At 34.0% G+C, this 13,393-nt stretch carries 15 protein-coding genes; 2 read left to right on the forward strand and 13 right to left on the reverse strand.

What is annotated here, in order from left to right; all coding sequences use genetic code 11:
- Nucleotides 1-49 precede the first annotated feature (49 nt).
- Nucleotides 50-499, reverse strand: coding sequence for a GNAT family N-acetyltransferase (locus ACNC7R_RS00555; RefSeq protein ID WP_417939048.1), 450 nt, complete (start codon nucleotides 497-499; stop codon nucleotides 50-52).
- Nucleotides 484-1,386, reverse strand: coding sequence for a LysR family transcriptional regulator (locus tag ACNC7R_RS00560; protein WP_417939049.1), 903 nt, complete (start codon nucleotides 1,384-1,386; stop codon nucleotides 484-486). Before ACNC7R_RS00560 ends, ACNC7R_RS00555 begins: the two co-directional genes overlap by 16 nt.
- A gap of 138 nt (nucleotides 1,387-1,524) precedes the next feature.
- On the opposite strand from ACNC7R_RS00560, the gene ACNC7R_RS00565 reads away from it, so the two are divergent.
- Nucleotides 1,525-1,920, forward strand: a complete 396-nt coding sequence (locus ACNC7R_RS00565; RefSeq protein ID WP_417939050.1) for a rhodanese-like domain-containing protein — start codon at nucleotides 1,525-1,527, stop codon at nucleotides 1,918-1,920.
- A gap of 53 nt (nucleotides 1,921-1,973) precedes the next feature.
- Here ACNC7R_RS00565 and ACNC7R_RS00570 read toward each other — a convergent pair whose 3' ends face one another.
- The 4 genes from ACNC7R_RS00570 to ACNC7R_RS00585 form a co-directional block, all read right to left on the reverse strand.
- The gene (locus ACNC7R_RS00570; protein ID WP_417939051.1) at nucleotides 1,974-4,385 is read right to left on the reverse strand and encodes a M28 family peptidase; all 2,412 of its coding nucleotides are present in this window, start codon (nucleotides 4,383-4,385) and stop codon (nucleotides 1,974-1,976) included.
- Between the two features lie 9 nt (nucleotides 4,386-4,394).
- Nucleotides 4,395-4,742: a hypothetical protein gene (locus tag ACNC7R_RS00575; RefSeq protein ID WP_417939052.1), complete on the reverse strand. Its 348-nt coding sequence runs from the start codon at nucleotides 4,740-4,742 to the stop codon at nucleotides 4,395-4,397.
- 321 nt (nucleotides 4,743-5,063) lie between these two features.
- Entirely contained in the window at nucleotides 5,064-5,357 is a 294-nt protein-coding gene (locus ACNC7R_RS00580; RefSeq protein ID WP_417939053.1) for a GIY-YIG nuclease family protein, read from the reverse strand.
- A 385-nt stretch (nucleotides 5,358-5,742) separates the two neighbouring features.
- Entirely contained in the window at nucleotides 5,743-7,272 is a 1,530-nt protein-coding gene (locus tag ACNC7R_RS00585; protein ID WP_417939054.1) for a GNAT family N-acetyltransferase, read from the reverse strand.
- Between the two features lie 180 nt (nucleotides 7,273-7,452).
- Between ACNC7R_RS00585 and ACNC7R_RS00590 the strand changes: the two genes are divergently transcribed.
- Nucleotides 7,453-7,776, forward strand: coding sequence for a single-stranded DNA-binding protein (locus ACNC7R_RS00590; protein ID WP_417939055.1), 324 nt, complete (start codon nucleotides 7,453-7,455; stop codon nucleotides 7,774-7,776).
- 72 nt (nucleotides 7,777-7,848) lie between these two features.
- Here the strand turns inward: ACNC7R_RS00590 and ACNC7R_RS00595 are convergent, their stop codons facing one another.
- The 7 genes from ACNC7R_RS00595 to ACNC7R_RS00625 form a co-directional block, all read right to left on the reverse strand.
- Nucleotides 7,849-8,541 carry a DUF2461 domain-containing protein gene (locus tag ACNC7R_RS00595; RefSeq protein WP_417939056.1) on the reverse strand — a complete coding sequence of 231 codons (693 nt, stop codon included), beginning with the start codon at nucleotides 8,539-8,541 and terminating at the stop codon, nucleotides 7,849-7,851.
- A 91-nt stretch (nucleotides 8,542-8,632) separates the two neighbouring features.
- Nucleotides 8,633-8,818: a hypothetical protein gene (locus ACNC7R_RS00600; protein WP_417939057.1), complete on the reverse strand. Its 186-nt coding sequence runs from the start codon at nucleotides 8,816-8,818 to the stop codon at nucleotides 8,633-8,635.
- A gap of 79 nt (nucleotides 8,819-8,897) precedes the next feature.
- On the reverse strand, nucleotides 8,898-9,416 hold the full coding sequence (locus ACNC7R_RS00605) for a ferritin (protein ID WP_417939058.1): 519 nt from the start codon (nucleotides 9,414-9,416) through the stop codon (nucleotides 8,898-8,900).
- 81 nt (nucleotides 9,417-9,497) lie between these two features.
- Entirely contained in the window at nucleotides 9,498-10,976 is a 1,479-nt protein-coding gene (locus tag ACNC7R_RS00610) for a hypothetical protein (protein WP_417939059.1), read from the reverse strand.
- A 50-nt stretch (nucleotides 10,977-11,026) separates the two neighbouring features.
- Entirely contained in the window at nucleotides 11,027-11,656 is a 630-nt protein-coding gene (locus ACNC7R_RS00615) for a CatA-like O-acetyltransferase (RefSeq protein ID WP_417939060.1), read from the reverse strand.
- On the reverse strand, nucleotides 11,656-12,363 hold the full coding sequence (locus ACNC7R_RS00620) for an HAD family hydrolase (RefSeq protein WP_417939061.1): 708 nt from the start codon (nucleotides 12,361-12,363) through the stop codon (nucleotides 11,656-11,658). The genes ACNC7R_RS00615 and ACNC7R_RS00620 overlap by 1 nt, the downstream gene beginning before the upstream one ends.
- Before the next feature lie 133 nt (nucleotides 12,364-12,496).
- Nucleotides 12,497-13,387 carry a DMT family transporter gene (locus tag ACNC7R_RS00625; RefSeq protein ID WP_417939062.1) on the reverse strand — a complete coding sequence of 297 codons (891 nt, stop codon included), beginning with the start codon at nucleotides 13,385-13,387 and terminating at the stop codon, nucleotides 12,497-12,499.
- Nucleotides 13,388-13,393: the final 6 nt, after the last annotated feature.

The following is a 13,393-nucleotide window of genomic DNA, read 5'->3' on the forward strand; positions in this document are numbered from 1 at the left end:
TAAAATAATCTGCGAAAATCAGCTTGAAAAAAATTACTAGATTAATATTTTACAAAGTTAAAGTAAATCGGACTTTTTCTTTTCTTTTTGCACCAATTCTGTTGTAAAATTTAATAGCCCTTATGTTGAATTCCGGTGTTTGCCACTGCATATTGATGCAGTTATTTTTGATTCCGATTTCTTTTAGTTTTTCGATTAAAACTTCGCCAATTCCGAAACTTCTTGCTTCTCCTTCTAAAAATAAACAATCCATATACAAAAAAGCAGAAGCATCCCAGGTTGAAAAATCAAAAGTAAAGGATGCGTAACCCACAATTGTTTCTTTCGTGGCAACGACTAAACAAAACAATTTTGGATTTTCATTAAAAAGAGCATTTTTCAAACTTTGTTCTTTTCCTTTTGGATAAAATTCGGCTTTTTCAAATTCAGCATGTTTTTGGCATAAAATGACCAGTTTGGGCAAATCTGCTATTTCGCAGTTTCTTATTGAATATTCCATTGCAGATTGATTTCTGTTTGCAGAAAGCTGATAAAATGATTAAAATAATCCGGATAATTCTCATTAGATCGTGTGGCAATAAAGTGTTTTCTCTTCAAACCATTTTTCCCAACTTTAATCGCTTTGATCGGACTGGATTTTAAATGCGGCTGAACTGCCCATTTTGCCATTGACATTACACCCATATCGGCTTTGACCATTTCCAGAGACGCTTCTGTTAAAGGCATTGGTGTTATTTTCTTCGGACTCACTTTGGCTGGAGCCAAAAGAAACTGATGAATGGTAACGGTTTCCATTGGGAATGAATGGATAATGAGATGTTCATTGATGAAATCTTCTGCAACAACATATTTTTTATTGGCCCAGGTATGGTTTTCAGATACGACCATGATAACCTCGTCCTGGAACAGTTCTGTATATTTGATAGTATTGTCTTTAACCGGATCGCTTATAATAGCAATATCAATGGTGTTGTCTAAAAGTTTCTGCAATGGAATATGAGTGGCCTCAATTACAATTTTAAGTTCCACATTCGGATACAAAAGATGAAACTGTTTCAAAACTGACGGAAGCCAGTGATAACTCGAAAAACATTCAGTACTGATTCTAATTTCGCCATATTCTCCAAAAACCATTTGTTTGATTTGGCTTTCGGCTTCTGATAGTTTGTTCAGAATTTCATTGGCGAGATCGTAGATTTTTTCGCCTGCTTTGGTCAAAACCAGTTTTTTATTGGTTCGTAAAAAAATGGCAGTTCCCAATTGATATTCGGCTTCTTTGAGCTGATGACTCAAAGCCGATTGTGTCAGGTGAAGTTTGTTAATCGCTTTGGTAATGCTTCCTTCTTCAACAATTGCTTTTACCAGTTTTAAGTGACGTATTTCCATTTTTTCAGTGATTAATACACAAAGAAACAAAATTTTAGACTGGCTTTTGTATGAAAAAAAGTAATGTTCTGCATGAATTCTTTTCGTTTTTATAAGAATGTAAACCATTCTAATTTTGAAAAACAAAAAACAAAAAATATGGAAAAACAAATTAAGCATTACGAAAACAAGCTTGCCTTTGAAATGGATCCTTCAGATTTATTTGAAGCGCTGAACAATGGTGAGAAAATAGTGGTAATCGATGCCCGAAGAGCTTTTGGTTACGAAGAGGAACATATTCCGAATGCACTTAATATTCCACATCGGGATATGAATTTAGAAACAACACAGCATTTGGATAAAGATGTTTTATATGTGACCTATTGCGACGGAATTGGCTGCAATGCATCAACAAAAGGAGCTTTAAACATGGTCAGACTTGGATTTAAGATAAAAGAATTAATTGGAGGACTGGAATGGTGGAAACTCGATGGATATGCAACTGAAGGAGTAAAAGGAAATAAGGGCGGATTGAAAACGGAATGTGCCTGTTAAATATAAAAAGGGCAGACTATTTTGATAAGTCTGCCTTTACTTTTTTTAAACCACTATTGATTTATGACTTCTTTTTTAATTTTCATTACAGGTGGCAGACTATCTATTTTAACGGTCGTACTGTCTGTTGCAGGAGCAGTTTCTATAGGTTTTACCGGTGCTGTATATCTTTTAATTTTTTGCTGAACCAAAACAGCATCATTCAGAACAAAAGGAGTTGGCATCATCCAGTTGCTTCTAGGTTTGATATTAAATAACGGATTGGTCATTAAATCAAATGAACTTTCAATCAGATCCATATCAAAAATAGACGATTTATTAATGATGAATTCCATTATAAGCGGTTCGTTTCCTACGACATAGTAGCATAAGATTTTGCTGTCCTGTCTCTCCAAAACATTTCCTTTTTGTCCGGAAGTAGTAACGCCATTAGCTTTGAAATTATAAAACGTCATTTTTGGATTGGCATAAATATCATAACGGTTAACTTTGCGGTTTGGCGTAATTTTTATTTTTACATATCTTTTACTTCCTATTACACTGTCTCTTACAAAAGAAATAGTAGGTTTTGGAACTTCAATTTTAGGGGCAACAGCGCTGTAAGTAAATGGACTGTTGTATTTACTGGCTATAGGCAGAATGTTTAATCCTACTGCTTTTTGATTCATATTGCCAAGATAACTTCTCGTCCAGTCATCAAGGTTGGTATCATAAGTTGCCCAGACAGCAGAATTTGTATCGGCATTATAAACGTATAATAAACTGTTTGATTTTGCTTTTCCAGGCTCATAATCTGAATTCACACCTGCGTATACAAAAAAGCTGATTGATAGGGCAAAGAAAAGCATGGTCCAAATTCCTTTTTTTGCAAAAGATCCAAATACCGGAAGCATCAATCCGAAAAGTAAAACCGTAAGTACGGCACTTCCAAAAAGAATTTTTAACCCTAAACCAATTGGAAACATCAAAATAAAAGGTGCTACAATAGCCAGGGCAGGAATGCAGAACAATAAATTCAGTCCAACGTTATAATGATGTGTGAAGACAAAAATTCCCAACAAAAGTACTCCAAAATACACCGGGATAATCAGAAAACCTGCTCCCGTTAATTGATTAGCTAAAACAATATTGATGATAATCCATAACATTAACGGAGCTACGAAATGATTCATCGTAATTTTTTTTTCCGAAAAATGATGGTAAAAAGCAAAACAGATCGCAATACTAAGTGTTACAAATGCTCCAATGTACGCATGTCCATTATAGGTAAATCCGTTTAGTAAATCAGAATACTGTGGATAAATCAGCAGCATGATTTTCCACCCCAAAAAGGTTACCAGACCGGAAATAATGATGGAACCTAAGAAAGGAACAAATCCTTTAAAGATTTCCCTGAAAGAAATGAGATGTTTTACTTTTCCAACGAAAATAAAGAAAATCAATAATCCCAAAGCAATAATGCTCATTGGAAAAACCCATGAAAAAGGATAATTTATAAAGAATCCGAACGGAACATTAAAATAAACATTGTCTTCTGTGGTTTGAGTAGAGTTTAAATCAATATTAGAGAAGTATTTTAATAAAGGCATCAAATAAGATCCCTGATGTGTTAATGTAGTTTTGTTTAAATGCTGAATATCATCTTGTTGTGTATGATAATTGTAATGACCATCTATGAAAGCAAAATTAAACCCCTGAATATTTCCCTGTTCCCTGAAAACCGTTAAGTCAGTATCATTAGGCAGCATTTTATAAATACTGTACATCAATGAATTTGAAACGGGATATTTTGTTTTTGCATTCGAAAATTCTTTTACAAGAGCCTGATTCCCTTTATTGGTTTCCATCAGCATATAACTTGGACCAGAGGAACCTCTTGCTTCAAAATTTAAGACCAGACCAACCTCTTTTGCCCATGGATGCTGATTCACAAACAGTGCAGCACCGTTTAGGCCTAATTCTTCAGCATCAGAAAAAAGAATAATAATGTCATTTTTATGTTTTTCGTTGGCATATAAAAAGGCACGAACGCCTTCAAGTATTGTGGCAACTCCGGAAGCATCATCACTTGCTCCTTTAGAAAAAGAGTGAGGTGCGCTGTCATAATGCGAAAGCAATAATAAGGCTTTTGAACTATCAGTTCCTTTTATTCGGGCCAGAATATTTTTGGATTTTACCAAAAGACCTTTGTCGTTCAGGGTAAAGCCTTCCTGAACTGAGGTTTCCATACCAATTCTGTTTAGCTCGAGTTGAAGGTAATTAGCAACTAATTCATGATTGGTTGAGCCGACAAAATGGGGCTTTTGGGCTATAATCCGAACTTGATTTAATGCTCGTTCAGTGGAGAATTCTGCAAGAGCTTCTTCATCTTTAGAAATATACTGAGGCATCATTGAGGCATAGATGATGGCCAGAATTCCTAAGACTCCTAAAAAAGCCAGAATTGAAGTAGGATTTTTTTTCATATAGTGGTATTAAATTTCTTTTTTTACGAGCATAAAATAATCATTGTCTAATGACCGATATCCCTGATCGTATAGAAAATAGTAGGTATTCCCTGTTTTAGTCTGCAAGATATTGGTAAAGAAATCAAAATCAAAACCTTTATTGAGCATTTTTTCCCTGGTTGCCTTAGATTTTCCTTCTGTGTTTAATTCACACAAAATTCGGTAATTTTTACGGAGTTTATTATTCACATTCCGCATAAAGTTGGTACTATCCTTGTTTATTTTATTATTGTAAGCATTGCGGCAGCTGTCTGAGCAGAATTTTTTGTCTTCCCGGCCTACAATTTTCTCAGCGCACTCGAGGCATGTTTTCATAGATCTGTCTTAATTAGAATAGGCAATTTGGTTTTTATTTTAAGCGAATGATGGTTTTGTGTTAGTTAATATGGGTTCCTGCTTTCGCCTTTATCTCTTCACTACGTTACGAGGATACCGGATTCATAAGGGCTAATGGTGTTTATTGGTTTTTAAATTTCGGTCGTCAGTTCGAGTGATTTTATAAAATAGCGATAGCATTTTTATAAAATCGTATCGAGAACATTATGCAAACCAATACTTCTCGATACATTTTTGGCTAATTAACTTTTGTTTTCAAAATAAATCTATCAGCCAGAACACTAGAAGTGACGTCATATCTTAGTTATCAAATCTTTTTTTAGCTAAATTAACTAAAGCGTCAAAGTCACCATTAATCAACGCCTCCTTTTTCAGTCTTGACCATTTTTTAATTTGTTTTTCTTTTTCAATTGCTAAATTAATATCAGTGAACTCACAATAAAAAACTAATTCTATTGGTCTTTTGCTTATCGTATAACAATCGGGATAATACCCAACCTGATGTTCATAAACCCTTTTTGTAATGTTTGAAGTTACACCTGTATAATAACTTCCATCATAACATTTTAATATATAAACATAAGATTGTTTCATTTTTATCTTTACTTTTTATTCTATTCGTCAGTTCGAGTGATTTTATAAAATAGCGACAGCATTTTTATAAAATCGTATTGAGAACCATTATGTAAACGAGACTTCTCTATACATTTTTGGCTAATTAACTTTTGTTTTCAAATACAAAATCAGAAGCCAAAAACACTCGAAGTGACGTACGTTTTTGTAATTTACTTATATTCTAATATCGTCAGTTCGGGTGATTTAATAAAAGCGATAGCGTTTTTATAAAATTGTATCGAGAACCATTTCGTAAACCAATATTTCTCGATACATTTTTGGCCATTCAATCTTTGTTTTCAAATACAAAATCAGAAGCCAAAAATACTCGAAGTGACGTAAGCTTTCGGATTAATCTATTTCATCAAGGATTTATCTTCCTAACTTCATACAAATCTGTCCTTCTATCTTTCAGTGTATGTACACTTCCATGTTCATGCAGTTCTTTCAGTAAATTCAAATCAACATCAACAATTAGGGTCATTTCGGTGTTTGGAGTCGCTTCGGCTTTGATACCGTTACTTGGAAAAGCAAAATCCGAAGGCGTAAAAACGGCAGCCTGAGCATATTGAATATCCATATTATTTACTTTGGGAAGATTTCCTACGCAGCCAGCAATCGCAACATAGCATTCATTTTCTATTGCACGTGCCTGCGAACAATGTTTGACACGGGTATAGCCATTTTGTGTATCAGTTAAAAAAGGCACAAAAAGGATATTCATGCCTTCATCTGCCAGTAATCTTGGAAGTTCCGGGAATTCGACATCATAACAGATCAGGATTCCGATTTTACCACAATCCGTGTCAAAGGTTTTAAATTGGGATCCTCCTTTCATACCCCAATGCACCACTTCATTTGGGGTAATGTGAATTTTGGTATACATTTCAGAGGTTCCGTCTCTTTTACATAAAAAGCCAACATTATATAAATTACCATTTTCTAAATATGGCATACTTCCGGTAATGATATTGATGTTGTAAGAAATTGCCAATTCCTGAAAACGCTTCCTGATCGGGTCAGAATAGCGGGCAAGTTCCCGGATAGCTTCTGCTTCTGATAAATGATTGTAATCTGCCATTAAAGGCGCAATAAAAAGTTCCGGAAAAAGAGCAAAATCGCTTCCATAACCGGAAACCACATCAATAAAAAATTCAGCCTGTTCAAAAAATTCTTCCAGATTATTCAGTTGACGCATTTGCCATTGCACAAGACCCAGACGAATTACGCTTTTCTCAAGGTTAATCAGTTTTGGACTTTCATCATAATAGACATTGTTCCATTCGAGAAGTACAGCAAATTCTTTTGACTCTTCGTCACCCTCCAGATAATTTTTGATAATTCGCAAAACGTGAAAATCATTACTCAGCTGAAATGAAAGCACCGGATCGTGTAATTCTTTGTGTCTTACTTTGTCAATATAATTTTTCGGTGTCATTTTTTTAGAATGCTGTGCATAATTCGGAATCCTTCCGGCAAAGACAATAGCTTTTAGATTCAATTGCTCGCATAATTCTTTTCGGGCGTCGTACAAACGTCTGCCTAATCGTAATCCGCGAAAATTAGGATGAATAAAAACATCAATACCGTATAAAATTTCCCCATTCGGATTATGGGTAGAAAAGGTGTAATCGCCAACAATCTGTCTGTAATTGTGTCTTTTGTCAACTAATTTTTCATCCAAAATAAGAGATAATGCAGAGCCAACCACTTTCCCATCAACCAAAATTACTAGTTGTCCTTCAGGAAATATAGAAAGCAATCTTTCAATATCATTTGCTCTCCAATAAGAATTGGCCATATCTGGATAAGATTCGACCATAGAGTTTTTAAGTTCTTTATAATCTTCAAATTTTAAATTTCGTAATTCTACCTTATTTATTTTTGTTTGCATTTTTTGTGTGATTTATCTCAAATATACTAATTTAATTTCCATTTACAAACGTTTACAAGCAATTACAACCGAAAGTAAATAGTTCATAACCGACTAATTTTTGAGACCCGCCACATCTTTGCATCGTTGAATTTACGGACGAATTCAATTTCATATAAACCTTTAAAAATAGTATACGCCATGAAAAACAAAGTACAATTAATCGGTAACGTAGGCAATGACCCTGAAATTAAAACATTAGAAAGCGGAAAAAAATTAGCGCATTTAAGTATTGCTACCAATGAGAAATACACTAATGATAAAGGTGAAAAAGTGGAGCAAACCGAATGGCATCGTATTACTGCCTGGGGTAAAACGGCCGAAATTATCGAAAAATATGTAGTAAAAGGAAAAGAAGTCGCCGTTGAAGGAAAATTGACCCACAGAAGTTACGACGATAAAAACGGAGAGAAACGCTACGTTACAGAAATTGTGGTAAACGAAATTCTATTGCTTAGCAAGTAAGATTTTTATTTGTTGGTTAAGCCCGATAGCCTTTATAGCTTGTCGGGTTTTTTTGTTTTTTTAAAAGAGTATTTATAATATCGACGCACCATTGATGTCAGTAGTCAGTATTTCACTCATATAATCAAAAAAGGGTCTCATGTTCTGCATAGTTTCTAAAGCCTGCTCTAAAAATTGTGGACTTAATACTTCATCATCTGAGAAACGTTTAATGATCAAAAACTGTCTGAAACGTAGTAAATCAATTGCTTTGTGATTGACATCAAAGCCTTTTGGTGCTGTTTTGAGCTGTTCCCCCTGTAAAGTTCCAAATGTCTCTATAAAAGTTTTTGAATTTAGTATTTTTTGAAATGTTTCCGGATCGTGATCGAATTCAGCTCTGATGCGTTTTAAATCGGCTGCGTTGGGTCCCCAAAAGCCACCTGCGAAAAAACTGTTTCCCTTTTCAAGATGAAAATAATAACCACCTCGTCTTGCCGCTGTGGCACGTTTATAGCTGCCTCCCCAAAAGGTTTTGAAAGGCGTCTTGTCTTTAGAAAAACGTATATCGCGATAAATTCGGTACACACTTTTTTTGCCTGAAAGCGTTTCGAGTATATCTGTTTTGGAAAGTTCCTGTAACAAAGCGTCTGCAAAAGTTTCAATATGGCTTAATTCGGTTAAATATTGCTGTTTATGTGTTTCAAACCAGGGTTTGTTATTGTTTTCTTTGAGCTGCTGCAAAAAATCAAGTGCTGATTTTGGAATTATGATTTGGTTTTTCATATAAATTTTTAGAGTCTTTTAAAATCAGAAAGTAACCGCAATTTAAAATAAAAAACCCACCGAAGAAATCTGGTGGGTTATATATGTATCGTTAAGCAGTCTTTTTGAATAAATCAAACATAGGACAGCGTGAGCATCGTTTCTTTTCACTTTTTTTATATTTCTCACAGCAAGAAGATTTACAGTTTTCAACCTTCTTGATTTTATCAAGGATATCAGCATTCTTTTTTTTCTTTTTATCCTTTTTCTTATCCTTGTCTTTTTCTTTCTTGCCCAATTTTCCTCTGTATTAAAAACAGTAACAAATATAAACAGAAAATATTATTTTTATATATTCTAAATAAATTTTAACGTTTTTATTTTGGATTAATGGCGATTGAGCTGGTAACAGTTAACTGCTGAATATCACGGTCAAACAAGTAAAGTCCGCCCTTATCTTCACCAATTAAGTTGATTTTATCTAAAATAGATTTAGCAGTGGCTTCTTCTTCGATTTGTTCAGAAACATACCACTGCAAGAAATTGTGTGTAGCATAATCTTTCTCTTCAAAAGTAATGTGTACCAATTCGTTGATCGATTGTGAAACAAAAAGTTCGTGATTGTAAAGCTCCTCAAACATTTCTTTAAATGTAGAATAGGAAATTCTAGGTGCTTTTAGATCTGTAACCTGAGCGTGTCCGCCACGTTCGTTAACATACTTAATCAATTTAAGCATATGTGCACGTTCCTCGTCTGACTGGGTGTACATAAACTGTGCGATTCCTTCTAATCCGTGTACTTCGGCCCAGCAAGCCATTGAGAGGTACGTTTGTGAAGATTCTGCTTCTATTCGGATTTGCTTGTTTAAAGCCGTTTCAATATTTTTTGATAACATAATGTGTGTCTTTTTTGTAAAATTAATGAAAATAATTCAAAACCATTTTTTTGGATACCGGAAAACATAAGAACATTTCGGTTAATTCTTAGAAAAATTCAGGTTTTCGAAACGATAAGGTTTTGAAAGAGAAGCTTTATTGATAATCGGATTTCTTTCTTGATAATAAAAACCATCAGTAAATTTCCGCATGATGTATTGTTTTGAAGCCACATCGTAATAGCCTAAAATGTAATACTCTTTTAGTTTAATAATATTTTGCAGTGAAATATTTTTATTAGTACTTAAATAATAAAAAACATTATCAATAGCCAAAGGTTCTGATTGTTTGCTGTTTACAAATTCTAAATCCTGATTAAGCATGGCGTCAAAATACGCCATTTTACTCTGGTATTCAGAATAACCCCCATATCCATTATCAAAAAAATCTGCCAATAAGTTGCCCTGTATGTAGTCGTAACCTGAAATCTGATATTCTGCAAAACCGCCAAAAGAGACGGAGGTATTTTTCTGGTTTTTAAAAACGGTTATTCCTGCGTTTAGGGCAGAAAGCTGGTTTAAAAATTTCTCGGTGGTTTTTATTTCCTGAGGCTTTTTATCGTTTATCTGTAAAAAGAAAGGCGAGTTTTTAAAACGAATTGAGTCTTTTTTTGAAACAGAGATACTTTTTAATGTTTTTCCTGAATCAAAATCTTTGATATCAAATAATAATTCTTCTTTGCCAGCCTTTATTTGCAGTAATTTGTTGTCGTAAAAAAAAGAATTTGAAGATTTGGATCCTTTGTCAGATAAAGGCTGGTTAAAATTCTTTTCGGTAACATCAGCAGTTACAATATTCAGGTCTAAAACCTGTGTCTTTTTTAAACTGTAATCGAATGTCAAAAAAATATGATCGCCTGATAGGTACATTTTTGTTTTTTTAATCGTTTTATCTAAAGTATTAAAACTATCAGGATCCATTTTTTCAATAGGATAATATCGGATAACGGTATTGAAAGCTAGATTTTGTCCTTTATCATTCTGAAACTGTATTCCGGATAAATCGAACATTTTCACTTCCGCTTTTCCGTTATTAAACTCATAAAGTAGCAGACGCTGTTGATTTGTTTCCTTACACAGCATATAAAATATATTGTTTTTTTGGAAAGTGGTGATAATGTATTCAGTAGTTACAGGCAAATCAAAATTTAAAGCCTTTAAAGTTTTGGTTTCAGGAAAATATTTAATAATTCGGATGTTTCTTAAATTATCATTTGCCCAGTAAAGCAGCGGATTTCCGTCATCGCTGATACTATGTCCTATTAAAGACCTGTTTTCTGCCATTTTTATAGAATCGGTAAATTGATACTTTAAGAATAGCGATTTATTGTATTTTAAGATATTGATGAATTTATCATCGGCTGCAAAAACATAAATATCATTAGTTTTTACATCTTCAACATTCAGGATCTGACCATTTTCTAAAGGTCTGTTTAAATTTAAGGCAAAAGAATTTAATACCGTCTGACTTAGCATGACAGTATTATAAAAGACACACAAAAGAAATAGCCGTTTTTTCATATGTTTTTGCTTTCAAAAATCATTCCAAATATTTGTTTATCAGTTTGTTCCTATTGGTTCATTAACTCCTGAAAAAGCTCAACAAACTTACCGACATGCAATCCGTCTATTAATCCGTGGTGGACATTTACAGACATTGCCATGGTTTTTTTTCCAGTTTCTGAAGTCATCATTTTTCCAAAAGAAATTTTAGGGCAGCTGTCCGGATAAGAATAACTTCGTGCGTGTGAAATCGAAGTGAAATTTAACCATGGTATAGCCGAAAAGTGAATCAAGTTATCATCATCAAAGGATCTGGTAAAAAGTCCGGTGGTATTTTGGATCCGGTCAATTTCTGCCTGAGCATTCTTTTCAAAAATCTTATAATCTGCATTGTATTCCATTAATGAGAACCCGAAAGTATCATCTTTACGGCCAATAGTAGCAGAAGCATCTATACGCTCATTAATGTAAATTTGATTTTCAGCAATTCGGTATTTAAAATTTTCAACCGAATTTACCGCTACCAAGGTTTTATGCAGGTAAAAGATAAAAAATGAAGTTTTTAGGTTTTTAGCGGTTTGATAGGCTTTTGTGCAATCAATCTCAACAGTAACACCAAAAAAAGGTTCTTCCATTTTACTGAAATGCTCAAAATGCTCTTTTCTATTCCAGTTTTTTAAATCTAAAAGGGTTTTCATTATACTAAATTAGGAACAACTTCGGTAATTTTTTCGAATGAGCTAAAATGTTCGTGTTCAACTTTATGATTGATTTTCTCATGTTCCCAGGTGGTATGAAACGGAATATGAACGGCATATCCGCCAATTCCTAAAACCGGCAATACATCTGATTTTAACGAATTTCCAATCATCAAAAATTCATGTGCCTGAATGTCCAGACGCCCTAGCAATTTTTGATAATCAATTTCCTGTTTGTCTGACATTACTTCGATATGGTGAAAATAATGCCCTAGACCTGAACGGTGTAATTTGCTGTGCTGGTCTTTTAAATCGCCTTTTGTAGCTACGACCAGTTTGTATTTTCCTTGCAAAGCCTCAAGGGTTTCTTCGATTCCGTCTAAAAGTTCGATAGGTTTTTCCAGCAGCTCTTTCCCGTATTGGATGATTTTTTCAATCACTTCAACCGGAATGGTATTGTTAGAAATTTTCATAGCTGCTTCAATCATCGATAAAATATACCCTTTGATTCCGTAGCCGTATAAAGGCAAATTATCGATTTCAATTTTAAACAATTCCTGCGAGATTCCCTGATGAGAAAGATAATCTTCCATCAGGGCGCAAAATTTATGTTCTGTTTCCTGAAAGTAAGGTTCGTTAACAAACAAGGTATCATCAGCATCGAATGCGATTACTTTTAAAGCAGGGATTTTATTTTTATGTAACATTAAATGTTTTGTTTTTTTAGTTTAAAGTTTTCTTTGTTTCAGGTTTTTTTGCTGCGAATTTCACGAATGCCCTTTAATTTGTAGTACAAATTAAAATAATTTTAAAAAATCTGCCGAATCTGCGTGAAACCTTTTAATCAGTCTTAGAAGAAAGCTTTTTTAACGAAATAGGCTTATCGTAAAAAGTAATTCTGATTCCAAAAAGTAAAATGATTCCGCCGATAACCATCTGTAAAGTTATTTTTTCTTCTAAAAACAACCAAGCTAATATGGAAGTAATTACCGCCTGACTTAACAAACTAAGCGAAACTCTCGTAGCACGCATATGCTGGGTTGCATAACTAACCGAAAGCCACGCACACAACTGGCAGATTACTGCCTGTAATACCAATACAAACCAGCCTGTATCTGAAAATCCTGTGAAAGGTTCGTTTAAAACATAACACAAAATTCCCAAATAAATGCTCGAAGCAATCAAACTAATGGTCATGAAAGTTAAAACATCAATCTCAGAAAGGACATTTTTGCTGACCAGAAGATAAATTGAATACAGGATTCCGGATAAAACGGCAAAGAGAAATGCCTGATTGAAATTCAATTCTAAGAAAAATTCAAAGCCAACCAAAGTCACCATTCCAAATAAAGAAACTACAGTTCCAATCCAAAAGTTTGTCGCAGGTTTTGATTTCAGAAACAAAAAAGAACCAACACCAACCCAGACTGGAGACAAATTTGTCAATAAAGATGCCTGAGTAGCACTCGAATCCTGAATAGAAATATTCCAAACCGCAACATCGGAGGCGAACAAAATTCCGCAAAGTGCTGCTAAAAGGGTGAATTTTAAGGTTGTCAGTTTAAAGTTTTTACTTAAAAGTACATAAGGCAAAAGTAAAGTAACTGCAAAAAACATCCGGTAAAATGCAGAGATTAATCCAGGTGTCAATTTCAGTTTTACCAGTATCGGAAAAATAGAAATGCATAGGATACCGCAGATTAAGGCTAATCTTGGTTTGGTGAGTTTCATGTTGTT

This window comes from Flavobacterium adiutor (assembly GCF_048282555.1).
GTDB lineage: Bacteria > Bacteroidota > Bacteroidia > Flavobacteriales > Flavobacteriaceae > Flavobacterium.